At 35.8% G+C, this 24,331-nt stretch carries 22 protein-coding genes; 4 read left to right on the top strand and 18 right to left on the bottom strand.

The features are described 5' to 3' along the window. Positions 1-7 precede the first annotated feature (7 nt). The 11 genes from atpA to BUB90_RS10110 all read right to left on the bottom strand — a co-directional run bounded on the left by atpA (position 8) and on the right by BUB90_RS10110 (position 7,915). On the bottom strand, positions 8-1,519 hold the full coding sequence (gene atpA, locus BUB90_RS10160) for a F0F1 ATP synthase subunit alpha (RefSeq protein WP_073287096.1): 1,512 nt from the start codon (positions 1,517-1,519) through the stop codon (positions 8-10). 110 nt (positions 1,520-1,629) lie between these two features. Continuing rightward, on the bottom strand, positions 1,630-2,175 hold the full coding sequence (gene atpH / locus BUB90_RS10155) for an ATP synthase F1 subunit delta (protein WP_073287093.1): 546 nt from the start codon (positions 2,173-2,175) through the stop codon (positions 1,630-1,632). Continuing rightward, the gene (gene atpF, locus BUB90_RS10150) at positions 2,163-2,732 is read right to left on the bottom strand and encodes a F0F1 ATP synthase subunit B (RefSeq protein ID WP_330393777.1); all 570 of its coding nucleotides are present in this window, start codon (positions 2,730-2,732) and stop codon (positions 2,163-2,165) included. The genes atpH and atpF overlap by 13 nt, the downstream gene beginning before the upstream one ends. Before the next feature lie 37 nt (positions 2,733-2,769). Continuing rightward, a complete protein-coding gene (atpE, locus tag BUB90_RS10145; protein ID WP_073287090.1) occupies positions 2,770-3,024 on the bottom strand; it encodes an ATP synthase F0 subunit C in 255 nt (84 codons plus the stop codon). A 21-nt stretch (positions 3,025-3,045) separates the two neighbouring features. Continuing rightward, entirely contained in the window at positions 3,046-3,762 is a 717-nt protein-coding gene (gene atpB, locus BUB90_RS10140) for a F0F1 ATP synthase subunit A (protein WP_073287469.1), read from the bottom strand. Positions 3,763-3,821: 59 nt separating this feature from the next. Then, positions 3,822-4,211: an ATP synthase subunit I gene (locus BUB90_RS10135; protein WP_073287087.1), complete on the bottom strand. Its 390-nt coding sequence runs from the start codon at positions 4,209-4,211 to the stop codon at positions 3,822-3,824. Positions 4,212-4,302: 91 nt separating this feature from the next. Continuing rightward, entirely contained in the window at positions 4,303-4,587 is a 285-nt protein-coding gene (locus BUB90_RS10130) for an AtpZ/AtpI family protein (protein ID WP_073287083.1), read from the bottom strand. A 464-nt stretch (positions 4,588-5,051) separates the two neighbouring features. Then, positions 5,052-5,480, bottom strand: coding sequence for a ribose 5-phosphate isomerase B (gene rpiB / locus BUB90_RS10125; RefSeq protein ID WP_073287080.1), 429 nt, complete (start codon positions 5,478-5,480; stop codon positions 5,052-5,054). Positions 5,481-5,483: 3 nt separating this feature from the next. Continuing rightward, complete coding sequence (locus tag BUB90_RS10120) at positions 5,484-5,936, bottom strand: low molecular weight protein arginine phosphatase (protein ID WP_073287077.1); 453 nt, start codon at positions 5,934-5,936, stop codon at positions 5,484-5,486. Positions 5,937-5,954: 18 nt separating this feature from the next. Then, positions 5,955-7,010 (bottom strand): L-threonylcarbamoyladenylate synthase, encoded by a 1,056-nt coding sequence (locus BUB90_RS10115; RefSeq protein ID WP_073287466.1) that lies wholly within the window; start codon positions 7,008-7,010, stop codon positions 5,955-5,957. 188 nt (positions 7,011-7,198) lie between these two features. Next, positions 7,199-7,915, bottom strand: a complete 717-nt coding sequence (locus BUB90_RS10110) for an N-acetylmuramoyl-L-alanine amidase (RefSeq protein WP_073287074.1) — start codon at positions 7,913-7,915, stop codon at positions 7,199-7,201. 425 nt (positions 7,916-8,340) lie between these two features. Between BUB90_RS10110 and BUB90_RS10105 the strand changes: the two genes are divergently transcribed. Then, the gene (locus tag BUB90_RS10105; RefSeq protein ID WP_073287071.1) at positions 8,341-9,561 is read left to right on the top strand and encodes an IS110 family RNA-guided transposase; all 1,221 of its coding nucleotides are present in this window, start codon (positions 8,341-8,343) and stop codon (positions 9,559-9,561) included. Between the two features lie 120 nt (positions 9,562-9,681). Here BUB90_RS10105 and BUB90_RS10100 read toward each other — a convergent pair whose 3' ends face one another. The 6 genes from BUB90_RS10100 to BUB90_RS10075 form a co-directional block, all read right to left on the bottom strand. Further along, positions 9,682-11,751 (bottom strand): glycoside hydrolase family 31 protein, encoded by a 2,070-nt coding sequence (locus tag BUB90_RS10100; RefSeq protein WP_073287068.1) that lies wholly within the window; start codon positions 11,749-11,751, stop codon positions 9,682-9,684. 206 nt (positions 11,752-11,957) lie between these two features. Further along, the gene (locus BUB90_RS10095) at positions 11,958-13,652 is read right to left on the bottom strand and encodes a glycosyl hydrolase family 18 protein (RefSeq protein ID WP_073287065.1); all 1,695 of its coding nucleotides are present in this window, start codon (positions 13,650-13,652) and stop codon (positions 11,958-11,960) included. A gap of 126 nt (positions 13,653-13,778) precedes the next feature. Next, positions 13,779-14,726, bottom strand: a complete 948-nt coding sequence (locus tag BUB90_RS10090) for a hypothetical protein (RefSeq protein WP_073287062.1) — start codon at positions 14,724-14,726, stop codon at positions 13,779-13,781. Between the two features lie 449 nt (positions 14,727-15,175). Continuing rightward, the gene (locus BUB90_RS10085) at positions 15,176-16,081 is read right to left on the bottom strand and encodes a hypothetical protein (RefSeq protein WP_073287059.1); all 906 of its coding nucleotides are present in this window, start codon (positions 16,079-16,081) and stop codon (positions 15,176-15,178) included. A gap of 81 nt (positions 16,082-16,162) precedes the next feature. Continuing rightward, positions 16,163-16,771, bottom strand: coding sequence for a hypothetical protein (locus tag BUB90_RS10080; RefSeq protein ID WP_073287056.1), 609 nt, complete (start codon positions 16,769-16,771; stop codon positions 16,163-16,165). After that, a complete protein-coding gene (locus BUB90_RS10075) occupies positions 16,719-18,152 on the bottom strand; it encodes a serine/threonine protein kinase (RefSeq protein ID WP_073287053.1) in 1,434 nt (477 codons plus the stop codon). The genes BUB90_RS10080 and BUB90_RS10075 overlap by 53 nt, the downstream gene beginning before the upstream one ends. 254 nt (positions 18,153-18,406) lie before the next feature. On the opposite strand from BUB90_RS10075, the gene BUB90_RS10070 reads away from it, so the two are divergent. Both BUB90_RS10070 and BUB90_RS10065 read left to right on the top strand, forming a co-directional pair. Further along, positions 18,407-20,134: a methyl-accepting chemotaxis protein gene (locus BUB90_RS10070; protein WP_073287050.1), complete on the top strand. Its 1,728-nt coding sequence runs from the start codon at positions 18,407-18,409 to the stop codon at positions 20,132-20,134. A 169-nt stretch (positions 20,135-20,303) separates the two neighbouring features. Then, positions 20,304-21,110 carry an adaptor protein MecA gene (locus BUB90_RS10065; protein ID WP_073287047.1) on the top strand — a complete coding sequence of 269 codons (807 nt, stop codon included), beginning with the start codon at positions 20,304-20,306 and terminating at the stop codon, positions 21,108-21,110. Positions 21,111-21,202: 92 nt separating this feature from the next. Here the strand turns inward: BUB90_RS10065 and BUB90_RS10060 are convergent, their stop codons facing one another. Next, positions 21,203-21,406: a DUF1858 domain-containing protein gene (locus tag BUB90_RS10060; RefSeq protein WP_073287044.1), complete on the bottom strand. Its 204-nt coding sequence runs from the start codon at positions 21,404-21,406 to the stop codon at positions 21,203-21,205. A 647-nt stretch (positions 21,407-22,053) separates the two neighbouring features. On the opposite strand from BUB90_RS10060, the gene pflB reads away from it, so the two are divergent. After that, positions 22,054-24,285, top strand: a complete 2,232-nt coding sequence (gene pflB / locus BUB90_RS10055; RefSeq protein WP_073287041.1) for a formate C-acetyltransferase — start codon at positions 22,054-22,056, stop codon at positions 24,283-24,285. Positions 24,286-24,331 lie beyond the last annotated feature (46 nt).

Below are 24,331 nucleotides of genomic sequence, written 5' to 3'. Positions count from 1 at the left end.
CACCTCTCTATCCACGATTAAATTCTTTTTTGAATTCCTCAATAGCTTTAACAAGTGCACTTTCTGTCTCATCGCTGATTACTTTTTCATTCTTAATTGATGAAGGTATCTCTGGATATTTCGTATCAAGGAAATCAAAGAATTCTTTTTCAAATTCTAAGACTCTACTTACTTCGATATCAAGAAGATATTTCTTAGTAGCAGCATAGATGATAATAACTTGATATTCTACTGGCATTGGTTTATATTGTGGCTGTTTAAGCATCTCTCTGATTCTTTCACCTTGTGCAAGCTTTTCTTTCGTATCCGCATCTAGATCAGAACCAAACTGTGCAAAGGATGCTAACTCACGATATTGCGCTAAGTCAATACGAATAGGACCAGCAATTTTCTTCATCGCTTTAATTTGTGCAGAACCACCAACACGAGATACTGATAAACCTGGGTTAACGGCTGGTCTAAAACCGGCATTGAACATTTCTGTTTCAAGGTAAATCTGTCCATCTGTAATAGAGATTACGTTTGTTGGAATATACGCAGAAACGTCGCCAGCTTGTGTCTCAATGATTGGTAATGCTGTTAAAGAACCACCGCCAAGTTCATCTGAAAGACGTGCAGCTCTTTCAAGTAGTCTTGAATGAAGGTAAAATACATCACCTGGATAAGCTTCACGACCTGGTGGTCTACGAAGTAGTAAGGAAAGTGTACGGTAAGCAGTTGCGTGCTTACTTAAATCGTCATATACGATCAATACATCTTGTCCTGCTTCCATCCATTCTTCACCCATAGCACAACCTGAATATGGAGCGATATATTGTAATGGTGCAAGTTCACTTGCTGTAGATGCAACTATAGTTGTATAATCCATTGCACCGTGCTCTTCTAATGTTTTAACGATTGTTGCAACAGTAGAGGCTTTTTGTCCGATTGCAACATAGATACATTTAACCCCTTGTCCCTTTTGGTTAATGATTGTATCTAGGGCAATGGCAGTTTTACCTGTCTGTCTGTCACCGATAATAAGCTCACGTTGTCCACGTCCGATTGGAACCATGGCATCAATCGCTTTAATACCTGTTTGTAATGGCGTATCTACGGATTTTCTTGAGATAACACCAGATGCAACTCTTTCAATTTGACGATATTTATCTGTATCAATTGGTCCTTTACCATCAATAGGTTGACCAAGAGAATTAACAACACGACCTAGTAATGCATCCCCAACAGGAACTTCTACTACTCTACCTGTTGTCTTAACTGTATCACCTTCGTTGATATTCTTTGTATCACCCAGTAATACGGCACCTACATTATCTTCTTCTAGGTTCAATACCATACCATAAACGTCGCCAGGAAATTCAAGTAGTTCACCTTGCATTGCTTTTTCAAGACCGTGAATACGTGCAATACCATCACCAACTGTGATTACAGTACCTACGTCAGATACTTCTAACTTTGTACTATAATTTTTAATCTGTTCTTTGATTACAGAACTAATCTCTTCTGGTCTCAAATTCATGATACATAAGCACCTTCTTTCCTGTTCTTATCGTTTATAACTACCCATTTCCATCAACGCAATCCTACGCTCTGGCTCTTGACTAGTTACAATTTTCGTCCTTCGTTCGTTTACACAGTTGCATTTCTTAAGTCTTTTGCAAGCATTTGTAGTTTCGTTTTAATACTACTATCCACAACTCTGTCTCCAATACGAATAACTAATCCACCAATTAAGCTCTTATCCACATGGAAAGTCAACTCAAACTGGCTATACTTTGTAGTCTGAAGCAACCTTTGTTCTATATGCTTCTTTTGTTCCTCTGCTAATTCAACAGCGGATGTAATGGACGCTACTCCAATATTCTTGTATTCTCTAACTTTAGCCACAAAATACTCGAATATACCATCAAGGTCATCGTATCTGTCCTTCTGAACAACAATAACCAAGAATCCTACCAAAGAATCCGATACTCTTCCTTTGAATATGTTCTCAATTACAGATATTTTTTCCTCTTTCTTAATCTTAGGATGACTAAGAAGCTTAAGTAAATCAGGATTCTTTTTCATTGCTTCCTTTACTACATTCACTTCTTCGATAATGGTAGTTAGTGTTCCATCTTCTAAAGCAAGATCAAATAATGCTTCACCATAGGTTTTTGAAACTAACTTTGCCATGTATCATCACCCATTTCTGTTAATGTATCTTCAATTAATTTAGCTTGTTCATCTTCATCAATTGAAGTTGATATAATTTTACCAGCCATGATAGCAGCAACGGATATCATTTCTTGTTTCACTTCATCCTTCATCTTGCTCTTCTCAAGCTCAGCTTCTTTATTCGCTCTGTCAATGATACGAGTAGCTTCTGCTTTCGCTTCATCAACGATTTCTGTTTCTTTTTTTAGTGCTTTTTTTCTAGTTTGACTAAGAATTACTTCTGCTTCTTTATTTACAGACTTTAACTTATTGTCGTATTCTGCTTTGTAAGAGACAGCATCTGCTTTTTCAGTTGCTGCAAAATCCATCTCAGATTTAATCTTTTCTTGGCGTTTTCTTAGCAGTTCCCTTGCAGGGTTAAATAGAAGATAAGACAACAAGGTAAATAATGCAAAAACTGCTAATGCAAGAATTGCTGCATCAACAAATAACTGCATATCAAGACCAAAGATTCTTCCTGCCATACCTTCACTAGCTTCAAGTACACCTGTACTTGCAAGTATTATACTACTCACTTTTTGACCTCCCTTCGGTTTAGTCTAGGCTTTTATCTTAAAGTTTACCTAAAAGTGGGTTAGCATATAATAAGATAATAGCTACAGCGAAACCGTAAAGACCTGTAGTTTCGGCTACGGCTTGTCCAAGTAACATTGTTGACATGATATTTCCTCTTGCTCCTGGGTTACGTCCAACTGCTGCTGCACCTTGTCCTGCAGCATAACCTTGCCCTATACCAGGACCAACACCTGCGATCATTGCGATTCCTGCTCCAATAGCTGAAGCTGCTAATACGATAGCTCTTTCCATAATTAATTTCCTCCTTTGATTCTACTCTTCTTCAAATGTGTTTGAGACAAAGACCATAGTTAACATGCAAAATACATATGCTTGGATAGTTCCAGAGAATACGTCAAGATATGCATGTAAAGCACCTGGCCACACTAATGTTAATAATTTTGGTAACAGTCCATAGATAAGTCCCGTCAAAACTGTACCAGATAAAATATTACCAAATAAACGTAAGGACAGTGATAATGGTGTTGCAATTTCACCGATGATATTAATTGGCGATAACAACAACGGCTTAAACAAATTTGTTACATGACTTGCTTTTTGGTACTTAAATCCATTGTAATGGATCATAGCAAACGTAATTAACGCTAGTGCAAGCGTAGTACCATAATCGGCAGTTGGTGGTCTAAGGCCAAACAAGCCGGATAGGTTGGATAACAATATAAACATAAATAATGTTCCGATATAATTGGAGAACTTATGCCCATGCTTAGAACCCATATTGGCCACTGTCAAGTTATCAATTGCTTCTACAATATACTCAATAATATTTAAGAAAGTACCTGGTACTTTGTTGGGATCAGCTTTCTTAATTACTCGATTGGCAACTAAGGCGAATATAATTAATGCTAGCATAACAACAATTATTGAAATATGCGTTGTGGTCAGATATAATTCATGTCCAAACAACGTATATTCCTGGTACCCAGTAATTCCAAAGTCGACCTCCTGAGATGCACGAAGCAATCCCATTTTGGTAAAACTACCGGACACGGTAGCTATCCCTTGATACACGTTCTCATCCTCCTTCGTTAAAATATTTTTTTAGTAATATATCTATTAGTTAACGGTTGTAAATAAGCACTGATTTTAAGACCTAATATACCTAATAATGTACCTATCAGATTGAACACTTCTGGAAGTGTTAATGCCACTACAACTGCGCAACCCATAATAATAAGACGAAGAATAGACATCTTCTTCGTATACTTTGCGGCACCTTCCTCATTCATATGAAGGGCTCTTGATATTGTTGCATTCATATGAATTGCAATCAAAACCGCAATAAGAGAACCAAGGATATCGCCTAATATAAACGATAGTTTATTATTTGAAACCAATGCACCAATTATGCAAACAATCAACATAAACAAAACGATACCGATGATTAAATCTTTTAATGTTTCATTCATATTTTTCATACATTTAATCTCCTAACTTCGTGAATTATTTAATGGGAGTTTCCCTATACCATTTAGCTATGCAAAATTACTATTATTTATACAGTTTATCTCATTTCTTAGCAGAACTCTTACTCTTTAAACTTTCAAAATATTCTAACTCCTTGTCTTCTTTTACTTTATCCTTAAAATAGAATCTCTTAACAAGGCGATAAATATTCTGAAACCCTGCTAATAGTCCAATTATTAACCAAATAGGGAACCAAAAACTTGTTCCAAACTTTTCATCCATCTTGTAACCGATAAATATGCTTATAAATACAGTCGTTAATAAGGTGACTCCTATCTGAGTAATTAAGCTCAAAGCTCGAAAAATTTCTCTATTATCTTTATTCATAGTAACTCCCTTACCCTATTGCTAAACACTAAAATAAATCCAATAATACTTCTCATTTATATCATTATAAAAATCGACAACGTATGCGAATATTATGGGAATTTCTACCTATTGTATGAAAATATAAATTTATTATACCATTGTTTTTTTAAAAGGTCCATAAAATAAGGCTTAAAATACCATCTAATCTTTTCCAATCGCTTGATTTCTGTAGATCTTCTACCTTTTCTTGACCTTTATTGCGACTTATTTCCTATTATATCGACTCTTGGCATATGTTGTTATTAAGCATTTTCCTTATCTTTTACAGTCTGTCTTTATTTGTAAATATTATGTATCCTTTACAAAACAAATATAAGTACGCTTTACGTACTTTTATATCCATACGTGAATAAATGACGTTAATTTGAATAGATTTCAAATCAACGTCATTTATTCACTTGTATTATTGAGTAACGATTGAATTACTCTTCGATTTGGCTAATTCTACAAATATGTCTTTCATCACCAGAAAACTCTGTATTAAGGAAGGTATCAACAATCTTAATTGCTAATCCAGGTCCAACAACTCTTCCACCCATAGCTAGAATGTTAGCATTGTTATGGAGTCTTGTTGCTTCTGCACTGAACACATCATGGCATAATGCTGCACGTATGCCTTTTACTTTATTAGCGGCAATGGAGATTCCAATACCAGTTCCACATATAAGAATCCCTTTATCGCATTCACCTTCTACTATAGCTTTCGCAACTTTTTTAGCAAACACAGGGTAATCAACTGCTTCTGTACTATCACAGCCAAAATCTTTGTAAGGAATCTGATTCGCATCTAGATACCCCACAATCTCCTTCTTTAACTCATATCCACCATGATCACAACCTAATGCTATCATTTGTTAGTCCTCCTCGTTTAGTTTATAAACTGTTTTCTTAATTAGTCTAGCTAGTTCAACATAACATTCTTCGTAGTCTGTAAGACTTTTTCCATATGGATCACTTACATCCCCTTCTTCTCCAATAAACTCTTTTAAGGTATATACATTCACGCAATTCTCATAGTCACGCTGTACTTTTTCCTTTTGCTCTAGTGTCATTGTTAGAATTAGGGTATCCTCATCAATATCCTCGGGTACTAGAGGTTTAGAAATATGATCTCCAATTGATAGATTATGATTTCGTAATACCGTATCCGCTTTCGGATTCGATGGTTCTGGGAATAAAACCACCAATCCTCGTGACATTACTTCCATATCGCTTTCTGTATCTAAGCTTCTAAAAATCATTTCAGCCATAGGTCCTCTACAAGTATTCCCCGTACATACAAAAATCAATCTTTCATACTTAATCAATAATATCCACCCCCGTTGTTACACTTCCACTACATGGTAACCCGCTGCTTTTAGCAATCTATTCATAATAGCTTGACCTAGCTTACTATCTGCGAATCCCTCTGAGTAAATGACATCTACCTCTTGCTCATCAAAATCCCGAAGAATTGCATATAATCCTCTAGCAATCTGTTCTTCATCATGTCTCGAACCAATCGTCTTTACGCAGCTCGCCTTATACCTCGCAAATGTTTCGTCCGTTGCAATAACTCCTACCCGAAATCCTTTTTCCATCTTCTGCGCTGCATATTCATTGATCGTATCTACTACTGCTTGTTCTGTACCTTCTACAATAGTGAGCTCTGCCTTTGGCGCATAATGTTTGTACTTCATTCCAGGTGCTTTGGGTCTGAGATTTGGGTCCGTTTTCTTTGCTATAATTGTCTCATCAATCTCAACGTTTCCTATAACTTCCTCAAGCATCTCTTTCGTGATAAATCCTGGTCTAAGAATTGTTGGTATCTCAGAGGTCAAATCTACAATAGTTGATTCTAATCCAATCCCTACAGCTCCACCGTCAATAATCATATCTATCTTACCATTAAGGTCCTCTATTACATGTTCCGCTTTCGTTGGACTTGGCCGACCAGATGTATTAGCGCTAGGTGCAGCAATGCAGACACCTGATTCACGAATCAATTGAAGTGCAATTTTATTGCTAGGCATACGAATAGCCACGGTATCTAATCCACCGGTCGTACCATATGGTACTTTATTACTCTTACGCATAATCATAGTCAACGGACCCGGCCAAAACTTATCCGATAGCTGATATGCTTTTTCTGGTATTTCTTCTACTAGATCCACAAGTTTATCCATATCCGCAATATGAACAATTAATGGATTATCCGATGGTCTTCCCTTTGCCTCATAAATCTTCTTAGCCGCTTCCGTATCTAGCGCATCCCCACCAAGTCCATACACCGTTTCAGTTGGAAACGCAACTAATCCTTCTTTTTGTAATATGGAAGCCGCATCTTCCAAGCAACCAGGCTCCATGTTTTCTTCATTTATCTTCTTAACTATAGTTTTCATAACTTTCATCGCCTTTTCCCTGGTAAAACTTTCCTCGTATCTATACGTGACTGCTTTTATTACTTCTATTATAACACTACTTAATATATTTGCATACCTTTGCCGATTTTGCAAATGTTTTTTCAAATCATATAAGTTTTACGCCTATTACTGAACCTATAAAACACATAGGCAATACTGTTTCGTACCTATTCGTATACATATGTATTAATATAATTCATAATCCCAAGGTGAATTGCCCATGCCATCCTAGCTTGGTACGCATCATCTACAAGCAACTCCGATTCTTTCCAATTAGATAAAAACCCACATTCTACGATAACAAGCGGATTTTCTGTCTTCTTTAACATATAATAACTTTCATTGGATTTTGCAAGACGATGGTTGCCATCTCCAATTGTTTCTTTTATCTGCTCTTGTATAATCTCAGCTAGGATTTTCCCTTCCGGTGACTTACTATGATAAAATACCTGTGCTCCTTTAGAACTTTCTTCAGGGAATGAATTCTGATGAATGCTAACTGCAATTACCGCGTCGCTAGAATTAATAATCTCTACTCTTTTTCTCAAGTCCGCATTCTTTTTGTTTGAATCGGATTCTTCATACAATCCCTCATCTGTCTCACGTGTCATAATAATCCGAATGTCATTTTGCTCTAATAAACTCTTTAATTTTAATGCTATCGATAAATTAATATCCTTTTCTAAGGCATTATTAACTCCTACTTTACCTGGATCAAAACCACCATGTCCTGCATCAATAATAACGGTGCACTTAGGAATGAGTGGCTCTTTATTTTGCCCTTTCTCATTGAATACATTAAATGTTTTAATGCCAACAGCTGTGGAAATTCCTACAAGAAATAGTGCAGCCGCTACCATTGTAATAATTTTTTTCTTAATCATATCCTGTCTTATCCTGACGATATATTCTCATTCTATCTTATGATACGTAGCGTGTAACTATTCACCAAAAAAGGCATTAGGACGAAGGCTTACTTTCGTAAGTTTACGTTCTAATGCCTGTATAATATTTGAGTTACAGATTTGGGTATCAAATCCCCATGCCTTGCTGGCACCACTATAAATGAAAACGGGGATTTCTCACCTTTACTACTTTAATATTTCTTTTATATGTGATATAACAATGCCATACAGTAGTAAGATCGGGTACTTTTTGAGGTCCGACCTCGCGTGTCAAATTGATATTGGTTCCTAGGTTTGTACCACAAATTGTCCAGCATTCGCAAAAGGACGCATAATAAAATAAAATAGATTAGGAACCACACTGTATAATTAACTTCAATAAATTTTGAAAGGTGGCGTTTTAAATGGAAGTTATTTATGAGTGTTGTGGTGGCATTGATGTTCACAAAAAGTTAATTGTTGTATGTCTTCGTTCTGGCAGGAAGAATGAAATACGACAATTCGGTTCAACCACGAAGGAACTTCGTGAAATGACAGCATGGTTAAAAGAAGCTGGCTGTCAGATGGTTGCTATGGAAAGCACAGGGTCTTATTGGAAACCTCTTTATAACATATTTGAACTTTCGGATCTAGATGCTATCGTTGTAAATGCTCAGCATATGAGAAATCTTCCTGGAAGGAAGACAGATATTAAAGATGCTGAGTGGATAGCGGATTTGCTCCAACATGGTCTTCTTAAGTCTAGTTATATACCGGATCGTGATCAACGTGAATTGCGAGATATTACGCGATATCGTAAAAGCCTAGTTGGTGAGAAAAGCCGTGAAATAAATCGTTTACAAAAATTCCTTGAAGGATCCAATATTAAACTGTCAAGTTATGTGACTAATATAAATGGTGTTAGTTCATTGGCTCTACTGAAGCTTTCTTTATCAGGAAAAACAATTGACAGAGAGACCGTTATACAGACGGTAGATCCTAAATTAAAAAGTAAAGCAGATGATATAGTGCTTTCACTGGATGGTGTATTTTCTTCTTTACAAAAGGCACTTGTGCTTCAAATTATTTCTCATATTGAAGATATGGAAAAACGTGTCAAGGAATTAGATGACTTAATAAACAGGCATCTTGGTAAATTTGAAAAGGCAATCCAAAAAGCAGATCAACTTCCCGGTATAGCAGAAAATAGTGCAAAAACAATTATCGCTGAGATAGGTATTGATATGAGCCGTTTTCCAACAGATGCACATTTGGCATCATGGGCTGGACTTTCCCCTGGAAATAATGAAAGTGCAGGAAAAAAGAAAAACTCAAAATGTATTAAAGGAAATCCTACTTTAAAATCCACATTAATCCAATGCGCAGTAGTTGCATGTGCGCAAAAAGGAACATTTTTTCATGCCCAGTACCAGCGAATTGCACTTCGTAGAGGGAAAAATAGAGCACATGTTGCAGTTGCCCATTCCATGTTAATTGCACTGTACCATATGATAAAGGAAAACATTGATTATGTGGATCTTGGAGATAATTATTATAACCAATTTAACCGAGAAGCAAAAATAAATCATTTATTAAAACGACTAAACGCTTTAGGCTGGCAAGAACCTGCCGCATTACCAGTTTAAAACCATAAAAAGAACAAAAAAAGTTTGATAGGGGGACTATCTGCGCCAATTTACTGGCAAGGGTGCGTTTTCATAATAAAAGACTCTCGTAAAACTTGGTTTTGACACCTGAACAGTTACTTATTCGTAAATTGGGTATTCTTTTCCTTCTCTTACGAATAAAGGAATGGTGTCAATTGGTGCATCAACAACTACCCATTGACCGCCATCATATACTTTACCAGTCTTAGCATCTGTCCAATTAAGTCCTGATGGTAGATATACGGAACGTTCTGTTACATCTTCTTTCATGATTGGTGCAACTAAGATATCTGGTCCAAACATGTATTGGTCCCTCAAATCCCAGCAAGTCTGATCTTCTGAAAATTCATAAAACATAGGACGCATAACTGGGCTTCCCACTTCATGGGCTTGTTTCATACATTCACGAATATATGGACGAAGGCGCTCTCTCATAAACAAGAATCCCTTTAAGATTTCATAATTCTCTTCACCAAAAGACCAAACTTCATTGTCTTGTCCAGATGAGAATTGGCGAACTCCATCAACAAATTCTTCTTCTAGCTCATAGAATGGTGGACGTTCTCCATGAAGACGGAATACTGGACAAAATACACCCCAAGCAAACCAACGAACTAATAATTCATGGAATTTCTCGTCCGTAATGTCACCACCTAAGAAACCACCAATATCTGTGGTCCACCATGGAATACCTGCCATGGCCATATTAAGTCCTGCTTGTAATTGTTCTCTCATAGCACGGAACGAAGAATGAACATCACCAGACCAAATCAATGCACCATACTTTTGGCTTCCCGCCCAAGCACAACGAACTAAGTTTACTAACTCTGTTTTTCCTTCTTCTACCATTCCTTCATAGAATCCTTTTGCATACATAGCAGGATAGATATTACTACATTGTAAAGCACTTCCTTGATGGTAACGATAGATATCATAATCATAAGGCCCGAATTCAGGTTCTGCTTCATCTAACCAGAACAGATTAACTCCTTTGTCATAATAATTCTCTTTACATCTTTCCCATACATACTTACGTGCTTCTGGATTGGTAGCATCAAAGAATACGGTCTCACCCATCCAGTTCATATGAATACTTACGCCGCGGTCACAAGAAACTAACAAGCCCTCTTGATTCATCTTAGCAAAGTTTTCACTTCTTGAATCTACGGTAGGCCATACAGAAGCCATTAATTCAACACCATACGATTTCAACTCTTTTGTCATTGCCTCTACATCTGGCCAATACTTTGGATCAAATTTGAAGTCGCCTTGTTTTGTCCAGTGGAAGAAATCCGCTACAATTACGTCCATAGGAAGTCCTCTACGTTTGTGTTCACGTACCACATTCAACAATTCTTCTTGTGAACGATAACGTAATTTGCATTGCCAAAATCCCATACCATACTCAGGCATCATAGGTACACGACCCGTTACAGCTGTATATTGTTCAACAATCTGAGCTGGAGTATCACCTGTAGTTATAAAATAATCGATCTTTTTCGTACTTCTAGCAAGCCATTCTGTTTTATTCGTACCGAAGGTAGCCGTACCGATGGCAGGATTATTCCATAGCATTCCGTAGCCCCTACTTGATACCATGAAAGGTACACTTGCTTGTGTATTTCTTTGACAAAGATCTAAGACTGCACCTTTTTTATCAAGGTTGCCTTCTTGATATTGCCCCATACCAAAGATTTTTTCATCTTCGTATGCTTCAAAACGAAGAACTGCATGATAATCACTACCACCAGGTATCGCTTTTAATTCTCTGGCATCTACACAATAAGGTACACAGTAACGATCAATACGATAACGGTTTCTCCAGTATTCTTCTAAGAGTACATCGCCATTTTCATTATAAAAAGATAACCAGCCTTCATGATTAATCTTAGCCGTTAGCTTACCATTGCGAATACTTGCTACTTCAAATTGCTGAATATGTTTTTCTCTTTCTTCACCCTTGTACCAAGGTTCTACAATCTCAGCTTGATCAATATGTATCTCTGCTTTACAAACTATTGGTTCTTCTGTTAATGCCCAATCATTTGTATCCATATTTGCTTCTTTAGTAACACGTACACGAAGAGAATTCTCTCCCCAAGGTTCAATCCACATTCTTTCTGTTTGATTAATACAAACCAATCGATTATTCTCACTAATAAAATGCATACCTTATTCCTCCTGCTCTCTACCTATTACCCACGACCAAAGTCGTTGGAATCATTTTTCGGTTAAATGGCCTAAGTTATAACTTGCAGAACGACTAAATTATAGGACAAAAAATCCCATGCAAAATTTAATATATTAAACTAAAATCTTGCATGGGAATACTCTTTTATAATAATCTGGTTACAAATTAATTAAATAGTAAATAATTAATTTACGTATTTTAAAATTACACTCCAGACACTGCTTTTTTCAAGTCCAAGCTTCCAACTTGCAATACCTGCAACGTTGTTATCCATAATGACCTTAAGCTTCTCCTCTAGGGATTTCTCCTCTTCTAACCATATCTTATACGTGTTACCGCCACTTTCATACTCTGCATAATATTGCATGGTTTCATTATCCCAAGTAGCTTCTGCCTTATTCTGGTCAAGAATGATTTGTGCTTGGTCCATAGAATACGCTTTTGCTGTTACACCTTCTGCTGACTCTTCCCATAATCTAGTATAGAACGGGATTGCAATTATGTTTTTCTCTGCTGGAACTTCCTCTAGTACATTCGTAACTGCATCTTTCACAAAACCAATAGACGCTACGGAACCACTTCCGTCTCCACCATTAATATGTTCATCATACGCCATAGTTACTACATAATCCACAAGTACGCCCTGTTCTGCTCTATCATAATAAGAAGTATACGCACTTGGCACATAATTATCTACTGACAAAATTATACCATTATTACGGCATTTTACAGACATTTCACGCAAAAACTGGATATAATCCTTACCTGCTGCCTGAGGAATCTTTTCAAAGTCCATATTTAGACCATCTAAATTATATTTGATTGCTAATGCAATTAATTCATTGGATAATTTATCTCTTCTACTTGTATATGATAACAACTCCGACATATCGATACCATTGGTGAAATCATCTACCAACGCCCAAACTTCAACACCATAGTTATGTGCCCGTTGCACATATGTTTCACTTGCTAGTGATTCTACAGCCCCTTCCACGCTTGATACCTTAAACCAGGTTGGTGATATAGTCGTTACCCCTTTTGTATTCCCTAGTAACTCTAAAACATGATTATTTGCTGTTTGGTTCGTAACTTGATGAAATGTTAAATTAATCTTATAATCCTTAGATATACTTGTATACTCAGGTGCTTTAAAGTCACTTTCTTCCGCTACATAGTAAGAATTCTTTGTCATGGAATTTTTAACATATCCAACTATACCATCTTCAGTAATAACCTTTGTAAAACGTTTATTGATCTCTTCTTCATCAATAATAATTTCTACTTGTTCACCCTTCTTTAATTCCTTTAAAATGTCGCCTTTGACGGATGGCTTGTTACGTAATTGTGTTTCCTCTTTTATATCTGCATACAAGAAATCTTCTCCCCATACATAAGAGATTACCACACGATTCGGTTCTTCATATAACGTGTATTTCACATCTGAATATTCTTTTACATAATCAAGGGCAATATAGACAGTTCCATCTTCTACTTTGGCTATAGCATAGTCCATTGATTTCTTGCTTTTGTTTATATAATAGTCTTTACTTCCAACTTCGGCCTTAATAATTTCGGTAGGCGTAGTATAGATAAGTAGACTTTCCTTGTCATCCCAATAAAATCGTTTATTAAAATACGTTGTTACCGTATCATAATCAACATAGATTTGTCCATCAATTATCTTCCCTTTTTGTTCATATATTTTATTCTGTAGAACTAGGATTACGTCATCATTATCTTCTGTCTGATAATATTCATAAAGATCCATAACTTTTTTGCTCGGAGCAAATTTGCTACACATCATAATTCCTGCCGTAATAGCAATTGCCAAGAATAAAATTATACTTATTACTGTTAATCTAATCTTCTGTTTCATCTATGTTCCTCCATAACTAATTACGATGTTTTTATACGGTACTCTCCACAATTATAACAGTATATTCTTGTCATTTCTATGTCTTTCTCTCTATTTATACTTATTTTTAATAAATACTATATTATGTTACTCAAAATTCATTATCATAAGAACTTCTTTAGCCTCTACCTCATTAAGAATTGGAATCTCGAATACCCTTTTGTCACCTTCGTAGATCTGAAGAAAATCTTCATATCCTAATTTAACAATCCCATATGCCTTTTTTACTTTTGATATTAGTTCTACTTTTGATATGAACGCCCTTTTTCCTAGATAAATTCTGCCATTTGTAAATGCAATGAGATAATTCTTGGTTATCTTCATATTAACAGAATCAAATTCTAACTTATTATCAACTTCCTTATTAATACAATCAAGTACAGTATCGATTTCTCCATACTGCGCAAGCTTCTTAACTTCTTTTCGTTTATATATGTTCTTTAGGTTATTATAAGATGTAATGCAATATACAAGACATAACAAGATAACACAGATGAGCGCACCCCATATTATATACATTCTTGTAATATCCGAAGCTGCTTCATCTAGAACTACTGTGGAAATGATTCCTGTATCAATCCATTCCTCCGTAGTCATTTCATAATCTTCGGCTACTATACTTAACAAATCTGGGTCCGTGTGCATACGTGCTGTAAACGAGTAGTTGGTTAGAAGTTCGTCTGGATTGTTCGCATCTTCTCCTGACCGACTAGTTGGTACAAACACAAAGAATTTTTCTTCTCCAATAACAGTTGCATAACAGTTGTAAAGATTCTTACCATTCTTATCTTCTTTGTAATATCCAGTAAACTCTAATGAAGCGTTAGTTACTTTAACATAATCAACTCCTGCTTTATACTCTCTCATTAAGTCTTTCCCATTTTTTGCTTCTAATACATGAAATGGGTTAGATAGCTTACCTACGAAGATGAGACAGAATACAATAACTAACAAGAATAAAACCATTCCTACTTCGCTAATTAGTTTATTTTTATTTTCTTTTTGTATTTGTTTTCGAATATCATATGTGTTCATAATTACTCCTATCTGTACTAGGCTAATAAGCCCGTGTGTGAATACACACTAATTTCATTATCTTAGGTTTACGGTAGGAAAACTGAGCCGTCTAACCTAATGTCTGGGCCCTATTTTGCGCTAAACAGTAGTATTATACCATATAATTTAGCAAAAGTGTAACTATTTAGGATACCTACCTCATTGCGCAATTGCAATAATATATAACTTAATAAACGCTAACTCTTATAACCCCATTTACTTACGATATATGGCAAGGAATTAATCCTTCAAGGTGCTTTTGGATAAGAAGGTTGTATTGTGTGATATATTTATCCTGCCATATACCATTAAGTTTTCTAATCTTACGTTTTTAAATCATAACTACCCGTCCACTCTTTACTCATACCAACAGATATGCACAGAAGCGTATGAAAACATTTCTATGGAAAGACATAGTCGAATCGAAATTAATCTACATAATTCCCATCAATATAATTATCGGTATCTTCCGGTTTTTCAATCTCCTCTTTCACCGAATTATCATTAACGTATGTAGTGTTAGCATTGGTAACTCTTTGACCCGAATATTCCTTAATTCGTGCAGTAACACGTTCTCTCACTCGATTTTCCATATGTGTTATCGCATTTTCTACTACATTCGGATCCTCCCCCATTAAAGCATAGACGATATCATTCTCTGGATAGGTTACAATTGCTTTTTCCTGATCTTGAGATATATACTGTATTGCATAGATTTTTGCCTGATCATTAAAATATGCATCTACAACAGCACTTGATAAAGTTAATATCTCTTCTTCTGATACTTCTATCCATAAACTATTATCTGTCTGCGCCACTTCATCATACAAAGAACAATCTAAGACTCGCTTTTTAGAAAGTACTATGTAGTCTGCTCCATTAGGAAACTGAATACGGATATCTATATAATCTCCCCTACTTAACGCTTCGGTTATCTCAATAAAATGATATACATGTTTTCTTAGATCATCTGCCACAAGCTCTCCTTTATCAATCATTCCAGAGGACAAAATAGTATTAGACTCAACCCCGTATCTTAACTTACTACCAATAGCATCTTCAAGTCTAACCGTATTCAACGGTTGCTCAGCTTCTATTAGTGGAATAGTCATCAACTGCTCCTGTTTCAATATTTCTCCTGGTGCTAGATTTTCCAGAACAACCACACCATACGTAACAGGTGCATGTTCTATTTCTTGATTAGTAGTGGTCGCTTTGTTATACAGGGCGATTCCACCTAAAACCAAAACAACACCCACGAATAAACACGCACTGCAAATTATCATAATCTTCTTCTTAGCGATCTTTCTTTTTCCTTTTCTAATTATAGACATGTATCAGCCCTTTCTCTATATAGAATATTATTGCGTTCAAACTAACAATAGTAACATGCTCCACATTTCTATTGCCATGAATCAGATGGGAAATCGTCTCCAAAACTGTATGACTTCTTTTACCAAAAGAAAGGGATCATAGATACAGGGCGTACTATATAATCTCATACCAAACTCACGATAGTATTCTCTGATATCATATCTTTGACCAAGAGTCGCCAGATAAAAACTCATCTCTATACCCGTGCTCTCTTTGTGTATGATTTCTTCATATGCCTCTCTTTTCCATTCACACAAACTACCTATAAGGAAACGATACTGGCACCTAGCATATTGACTCTGCTTACCCCCATCATATACTCCATAATCAACAAGTATATAATCGTATGGCATTCTTTGTAGTCTAAGCCAAATATCTTCATCTGCCCTTTCATAAAAGTCCATTTTTCCAATAGAAAAATAATTCTCTGCTCCTATAACCCCTGCTGCTCTTTTTATATAGGAGAAATGCATACTTTCATTATTTTCTACTAAGGCAACACGGTAATGGCAATGATGTGCAAGGTATGTACCTAGTGATATAACAGAGTAAGTTACTCCGGCTCCCGGCAAAGTTCCCATCATAGCGATCACTATCTCACTTTGTTTTCGTAAAAGCCCCGAACGACTTAAACTTTTTCCACCAACCATCCTTTTCTCCTTTCGAAAAACTTGTTGCCGTCAAATCAGTAAGTACTGCATATATCAATTCCCATATAGATTTATCATAACTAGGAAACAAAAGATCTGGTGTGTATGGAATACGATAGACTTGTTCAAAGCTCTTACTAGCAAGAACATATTCATATTCTCTAGAAGATGTCAAATTCAGCATGACGGCAACCGGCTTATCAAAGCTTTGTAGTATACTCTGAATAGAGTTACTTATCTCACTTATCTCCCACGGCTTAGACGGGACTACTAGCAAACGTAACTCAGCCCTGGCAAACTCCTCCCGGTTTTCATCGTTCAATACTCCATAATCTAATATAACCGTTTCATAATTACTTTCAGATCCATTATCCTCCCCTATAGCGCAAGGAAGTATGCGCAGCTCCTTTGATACATAGACTTCATTCTCTAGAATGAAATCTCCTTTACTATTGATGATATTAATGCAATGCTTACTACTATTACGCTCGATATACAAACTTTTCCCTAAGAATTGATTGAGATATTTGTTAAAAGTAAGTGCCACGTGTGTTACCCCTACTCTAGTTTGAACTCCTGCAACTGCAATAGTAAGAGATGTTGTCTTTTTACACATATTGTTCTTCGTTCTTCTTTTTTGCATCTTGCTAAGTGCAAGTATTACTTGTTTCATACTTTGATACCGTAATCTTGGATTTTCCCTGGTACATCGATTGATTATATTCTTTACCCCGCTAGAACATCTCCCCTTTAAATCTACATTCTCAATATGTGAGCAATTATTTTCAAAAAGGCAGCCAGTCATCATAAAGTACATGACCATTCCGATTCCGTATATATCAGTTCTCTCATCAAGAATTCCCCCTGAATATTGTTCAGGTGCTGCATATCCAATGGTTCCTGCAATCGCTTCTTTATTCTTATCTTCGTCTTTATATCTTGCAGAGCCGTAATCAATTAATGTGATTCCATGCTCACAAACAAGTATATTATCTGGTTTTAGATCGAGATAAAGAATGGGGTTCTCCCTATTATGCAAATATTGAATTACTTCACAGATTTGTAGTGAAAATTGAAGAATACGTTCCTCCGAGATAGACTCCCGAGTTCGTATCAAAGATTTTAATGATTGGCCATCACAGTACTCCATAATAAGATATGTATTCTGGTCATCTTCTTCCCAATCATACATAACAGGTATTCGACTATGATGTAATTGACTTAAAATAATGGATTCTTTCAAAGAATTTTGATTGACTATCTTGCTTTTACTTCGGCATTTGATTACACGAAGTGAATGTAGCAGACGATGTTCTGCTAGGAATACTGTACTAGTACCTCCGCTACCTAGCTTCTTAATTAGTTGATATCTCTCTAACAAACGATAATTCGACTCACTCCTTCCTTAAATCTCAAAGAACTTGTAAAATTATTACATCTCCTTTCCCATTATAGCCCTTATTGTCCAAATATGCAATTGTAATTTTATGTATATTATGTACAAAAATAAATATATCTTATAGTCACATTTTACACAATGTTAATCCGGTCTTTACACACACTTGCTATGTTTATCCTATAAAACTTTATTCAATAACGGGGAGAAAACTTTTAAATAAGGGAAGGAAAAACATAATGAAGACAAGAATTGATATCAAACAAATGAAACGAAAGAGCTTAGACAAACTTCATAACTTATCTATCGGAAAACAATTACGCTATAACACATTGCTTATTCTAGCTCTTGTTTGTATTACTGCTATTATCGGTCTAACCAATCAACTTAACATGAATAATCGTTTATTATCATTTTATCAAGATTCTTATACAATCCATACAACCAGTCTATACTCAAAGAATTCATTATTACTAATTGAGAATTATATGTACCGTGCTATTGCTACCGATAAGGAAAATCTACAAACCAAATACATTAATGAATCGGAAAACGCTTATCTAGAGATGGAAAGTTCCATTACTTCTATCTGTAACTCAAGCGAATCCATTAAGAGCCTTTCTACCAAAGACCGAAAAGAGCTCACGCTAGAATTAGAAAAACTACAGCGTTATCGTAAGCAAGTAGAAGCAGCCACCAAATCTGGTAACGTAGATGCAGTATTTAAGACCTACAAGAATGACTACGTTCCAATCCTAACAGCTATTACAACTACATTAGATCATATTATTATGAACGCTCATACGTATGCTGATACATATATCGATTTATCTAAGAAACAAACGTATACTTCCTTAGTGCTTTACATCGCACTCACTATATTAGGCACCATTGTTGCTGTTTGGCTTTCTAAGAAAACTTCTACTGGTATTCTCACCCCTATGCGTGAAATCGAACTTTGTATGAATGATATGGCCCGGGGGAATCTTCACACTCAGATTACATATAGTTCCCAGAACGAACTTGGTAATGTATGTGAGGCAACGAGAGTTACAAGGGATAAGTTAACTCGGTACATCGAGAATATAACTGACGTTTTAAAAGAATTAGAAAACAGAAACCTTACTCATGAGCCTGGAGATGACTATGTAGGCGATTTTCTTCCTATTCGTGAATCCTTAATTAGTATTATTGAATTCTTACATGAAAATATTGGACAAATCCAAGATAGCTGTCAAGAAGTAAAAGAAATGTCTCTTCATGTACAAGTTCAATCTGAAACGATTCAATCAGGTGCCAAAACACAAACAAACACCATTACATCCCTAACAGATAGTATACATACTATATCAGACTATGCAACCGACAACGCCGATCAAGCTACAAAATTACAAGAGATCTTCAGTGCTATGATTTCTTGCGTTTGCGAAGCACAATATAAGATGGATGGTTTAAAAGAACATGTTACCTCCATTGAAGAACAATCAAATCAGATATCTAATATTATTCAGGTAATAGAGACGATTGCTCGTAAGACAAGGCTAGTTGCTTTAAATGCTACAATTGAAGCTGCTCATGCAACTAACGCAGGTGGCACTTTCTTAGTGGTTGCAAACGAGATGACTAACCTTTCAGCACAATGTATGGAGGCCGCCTCAACAATTAAACCTTTTATTCAAACAACCTTAGATAATATTAATAAATGTTCTGAATCAGCAAGTGTAACAAGTGAGTCACTTGGGTATACTGTCAATATATCGAATCAAATGCATTCATTAGTTAGCAACATTCATTCTTCTAGTCAGATGCAACATTCTCTTGTAGAACAGATTACAGCAACTCTTCCAAGGGTTACCAAAATCGCAAATGAAAACGAGCATTCCGCTGAAGAAAATATGCATTCCATACAAAAGCATATTACTGAAATGGATAATCTACTATACTTTGTAAACTGCTTCCGTTTATAGCAAACGGGAGTTTTTCAAATTATTTCGTACGTATTTTTATGTTATTGACTTTATGATTTGTATGAATTATACTTTGTATACGGATGAGTGTATTATTTTATCAATACCGGTTATTACTGTAACTAACAACAAGCTGAATTTTCAATAACATAGAAAAGGATGTGATTGTATGAAGATAGAAAAGATTAATGACAGCCAAATTCGATGTACTTTGAATAAAGATGACTTAATAGATCGTGAACTCAAAATTAGCGAGCTTGCATATGGAACTGAAAAAGCTAAGGAACTTTTTCGTGATATGATGCAACAAGCTTCTTGCGAATTCGGATTTGAGGCAGATGATATTCCATTGATGATTGAAGCAATTCCAATCTCAAGTGAATGTCTGATTTTAGTGATTACTAAAGTAGATGATCCAGATGAATTAGATACTAGATTCTCTAAGTTTACCGCTGACACAGATGATGATTCTTCTGATACAGATTCAGATGACGAACCTTATGCAGATGAAATCATTAATTGTTTTGACCAATTAAACGAATTGCTTGATGATACAATGAAGGATGAAAACGAGATTGAGGACTTTATTCCTCTTCCAAAAGCAATTAAATCACATACAGAAGAAACACCTACAGAAACAACCGAGCCTTCGAAAGCCCAAAGTTCTGTTACTATCACTACGAATATGACTAAGGTATTCTCCTTTGATAACCTTGATACTGTTATATCCGTATCCGAGATTCTTGTTTCTATGTATAATGGTCAGAATACTTTATATAAGAATCCATCTAACTCACGTTATTATCTATTAATTACGAAATCGGATCACACGCCTGAAGAGTTTAACAAGGTATGTAATATCATTACAGAGTATGGAAAGTCGGAAAAGACAACTTATGCAACTGCGAATTACTACGCAGAGCATTTTGAACCAATTGTAAAAGATACTGCAGTACAGATTCTATCTGTTATGTAAAGATAAGGCTATCGCAAAAGGTAATACTTTTTTGCGATAGCCTTATCTCAGCTTATCTAATAACTTTATCTAGGTTGATTACAACCTTCTTATTATTTTGTTTCTAAATAATCATTGATATCATCTACTAATGCATCCGCATCTAATCCATGAACCATAGCTGCTTCTTCGATTGATTCACCTTGAGCAGATGGACAACCAACACAATGCAATCCCGCATTCAATAGAATAGGAATCGTTCCTTGATCTAAAGCGATGATATCTGCGATAATCATATCCTTATTTACTCTAGCCATAATATTGACCTCCTTATATTCTGAGCAAATTCTGCTTAAACTAAACTCATTGCTAGAATGCTTTAGCACTCCTTGTGCGGGACGTACGCCAATTTGACATACTAAATCTGAATGCCCTGCTTTTCGCGCCAAAACTTTAAGCCCTACACTCAAAAGTCTTTATTTTTTACATTGTTAACAGATTTCTTTTATTATATTCTAAGATAGTTCTAACGTCAAGTTAAGGCGCATCTAGAACTTTGTTACACGAACTAATTACACGCCCTTTAAGCGATTCTTTTGTACTTGAAAAAATACAAACAATACCCGTGAATTTTTAACAGTTCGCTTGACGTGTATACAGTATTCATTTATAATGCAATTATAGGAAAACAGATATCTGATGGACAATTCAACCACATAATAATCCCTTACACTGTCGATATCATCCTTACTATTTCGAGAGCAAATATATCGTCTTTTGCATATTAAACTCGATATATTTCACTATTCAGTATATCAGCTCATTTGAGTCAAAGCATAAGCGTAACTCAGTGTAGATTATAATGGGTTACTCAGCAGGCATACTGATCTTCAAGATACTGAATGGTTGTAATATAAATTGCATATCAATCACTAATTATGTTACAGACAGGAGGACTATTATTATGTGTAAACCACAATGGGAAGGCTTCGAAACTGGCAAATGGACTAGCGAAATTGATGTTCGTGGCTTTATCCAAACAAACTATACACCTTATGAAGGTGATGACTCTTTCTTAGCAGGTGCTACAAAGAGAACCGAAGAACTTTTTGATGAAGTAAAAAAACTTATGTTAGAAGAAAACGAAAAAGGTATCTTAGATGCCGAAACTAAAGTACCTTCTTCAATCACAGCATTTGGACCTGGCTATGTTGATAAAGATAAAGAAGTAATCGTTGGTTTCCAAACTGACAAACCACTTAAAAGAGGTATTTTCCCTAACGGTGGTGTTCGTGTGGTTAAATCAGCTCTTGAATCTTACGGATATGAATTAGACAAACAAACAGAAAGTATTTACACAAGCAACCGTAAAACACACAACGATGGTGTATTCGATGCTTATACAGAAGATATGAAAAAAGCAAGACACTCAGCTATCATTACGGGTCTTCCAGATGCTTACGGACGTGGACGTATCATCGGAGACTACAGAAGAGTTGCTTTATACGGTGTTGATCGATTAATTCAGGAAAAACTAGAACAAAAGAAACGTCTTGAAATCAATTGTCTTGAATCTCCAGACATTAGACTTCGTGAAGAAATTTCTGAACAAATCAAGGCTTTAAAATTATTAATCGCTATGGGAAAAAGCTATGGTTTTGACCTTACTCAACCAGCTAAAGATGCTGTAGAAGCTACTCAATGGACTTACTTTGCATACTTAGCAGCTGTTAAAGAACAAGATGGTGCAGCAATGTCACTTGGCCGTGTATCTACATTCTTAGATATCTATGTAGAAAGAGATATCAAAAACGGTACACTAACAGAAGAACAAGCTCAAGAAATCATGGATCACTTTGTATTGAAATTACGTATGATTCGTTTCTTACGTACACCAGCATACAACGATTTATTCTCAGGAGATCCTACATGGGTTACTGAATCAATCGGTGGTATGGGTACAGATGGTAGAACATTAGTAACTAAGAGCAGCTTCCGTGTACTTAACACATTAGTTAACTTAGGACCTGCTCCAGAACCAAACTTAACAGTTCTTTGGTCAACTTCTCTTCCAGAAGGATTCAAGAAGTTCTGTGCTAAGATTTCTATCACTACAAGTTCTATCCAATACGAAAACGATGACTTAATGAGAGACTATTGGGGAGATGACTACGGAATCGCTTGTTGTGTATCTGCAATGAGAATTGGTAAGCAGATGCAATTCTTTGGTGCTAGAGCAAACCTTGCTAAAGCATTATTATACACAATCAACGGTGGTAGAGATGAAAAAACTGGAGAACAAATCGCTCCTTTATTCGCTCCAATTACTTCAGAATACTTAGATTACGATGAAGTAATGGCTAAATTTGATCAAATTCTTGAGTGGTTAGCTGAATTATATGTTAATACATTAAACGTAATTCACTATATGCATGATAAATACAATTATGAAAGATTACAAATGGCTTTACATGACCTTGAAATCTTAAGAACTGAAGCTTGTGGTATCGCTGGTCTTTCTGTAGTAGCCGATGCATTATCAGCAATTAAATTCGCTAAAGTTAAACCAGTTAGAGATGAGTCTGGTTTAGTAATTGATTATGAAATTGATGGAGATTTCCCTAAATACGGTAACAACGATGATAGAGTAGATAGCATCGCTATTCAAATGGTAGAATTATTCATGAACAAGATTCGTAAGCAAAAGACTTACAGAAAAGCTGTTCCTACACTTTCTATCCTTACTATCACTTCAAACGTTGTTTATGGTAAGAAAACAGGAAGCACTCCAGACGGACGTAAAGCTGGTGTACCTCTAGCTCCTGGTGCTAACCCTATGCATGGAAGAGATACACACGGTGCTATCGCATCTATGGCTTCTGTTGCTAAATTACCATACAAAGATGCACAAGATGGTATTTCATATACATTCTCAATCATACCAAACGCACTTGGTAAAGATGAAGATTCTCGTGAAAACCACTTAGCAAGCTTACTTGACGGATACTTCCATGATGGTGGTCACCACATCAACGTTAACGTATTCGATAGAGAAACCTTACTTGATGCTATGGATCATCCAGAAAAATATCCTCAATTAACAGTGCGTGTATCAGGATACGCTGTTAACTTCATCAAGTTAACAAAGGAACAACAATTAGACGTAATTAGCCGTACTTTCCATGATAGACACTAATTCGCTTAGTTCCTAGTAACTAATTAATTTAAGGGGAGGTATCGTG

Source organism: Anaerosporobacter mobilis DSM 15930 (assembly GCF_900142955.1).
In the GTDB taxonomy this organism is placed as follows: domain Bacteria; phylum Bacillota; class Clostridia; order Lachnospirales; family Lachnospiraceae; genus Anaerosporobacter; species Anaerosporobacter mobilis.
Note: the sequence above shows the minus strand (reverse complement) of the source record. Positions and strands in the feature narration are given on the sequence as shown.

Excerpts from the sequence above, each read along its gene's own strand:
- atpE (WP_073287090.1), bottom strand. The coding sequence starts at position 3,024 with ATGGAAAGAGCTATCGTATTAGCAGCTTCAGCTATTGGAGCAGGAATC.
- BUB90_RS10065 (WP_073287047.1), top strand. The coding sequence starts at position 20,304 with ATGAAGATAGAAAAGATTAATGACAGCCAAATTCGATGTACTTTGAAT.
- BUB90_RS10095 (WP_073287065.1), bottom strand. The coding sequence starts at position 13,652 with ATGAAACAGAAGATTAGATTAACAGTAATAAGTATAATTTTATTCTTG.
- pflB (WP_073287041.1), top strand. The coding sequence starts at position 22,054 with ATGTGTAAACCACAATGGGAAGGCTTCGAAACTGGCAAATGGACTAGC.
- atpB (WP_073287469.1), bottom strand. The coding sequence starts at position 3,762 with ATGGGATTGCTTCGTGCATCTCAGGAGGTCGACTTTGGAATTACTGGG.
- BUB90_RS10085 (WP_073287059.1), bottom strand. The coding sequence starts at position 16,081 with ATGTCTATAATTAGAAAAGGAAAAAGAAAGATCGCTAAGAAGAAGATT.
- BUB90_RS10135 (WP_073287087.1), bottom strand. The coding sequence starts at position 4,211 with ATGAAAAATATGAATGAAACATTAAAAGATTTAATCATCGGTATCGTT.
- atpH (WP_073287093.1), bottom strand. The coding sequence starts at position 2,175 with ATGGCAAAGTTAGTTTCAAAAACCTATGGTGAAGCATTATTTGATCTT.
- BUB90_RS10130 (WP_073287083.1), bottom strand. The coding sequence starts at position 4,587 with ATGAATAAAGATAATAGAGAAATTTTTCGAGCTTTGAGCTTAATTACT.
- rpiB (WP_073287080.1), bottom strand. The coding sequence starts at position 5,480 with ATGATAGCATTAGGTTGTGATCATGGTGGATATGAGTTAAAGAAGGAG.
- BUB90_RS10070 (WP_073287050.1), top strand. The coding sequence starts at position 18,407 with ATGAAGACAAGAATTGATATCAAACAAATGAAACGAAAGAGCTTAGAC.
- BUB90_RS10110 (WP_073287074.1), bottom strand. The coding sequence starts at position 7,915 with ATGATTAAGAAAAAAATTATTACAATGGTAGCGGCTGCACTATTTCTT.
- BUB90_RS10080 (WP_073287056.1), bottom strand. The coding sequence starts at position 16,771 with ATGGTTGGTGGAAAAAGTTTAAGTCGTTCGGGGCTTTTACGAAAACAA.
- BUB90_RS10060 (WP_073287044.1), bottom strand. The coding sequence starts at position 21,406 with ATGGCTAGAGTAAATAAGGATATGATTATCGCAGATATCATCGCTTTA.
- BUB90_RS10105 (WP_073287071.1), top strand. The coding sequence starts at position 8,341 with ATGGAAGTTATTTATGAGTGTTGTGGTGGCATTGATGTTCACAAAAAG.
- atpA (WP_073287096.1), bottom strand. The coding sequence starts at position 1,519 with ATGAATTTGAGACCAGAAGAGATTAGTTCTGTAATCAAAGAACAGATT.
- BUB90_RS10090 (WP_073287062.1), bottom strand. The coding sequence starts at position 14,726 with ATGAACACATATGATATTCGAAAACAAATACAAAAAGAAAATAAAAAT.
- BUB90_RS10115 (WP_073287466.1), bottom strand. The coding sequence starts at position 7,010 with ATGAAAACTATAGTTAAGAAGATAAATGAAGAAAACATGGAGCCTGGT.
- BUB90_RS10100 (WP_073287068.1), bottom strand. The coding sequence starts at position 11,751 with ATGCATTTTATTAGTGAGAATAATCGATTGGTTTGTATTAATCAAACA.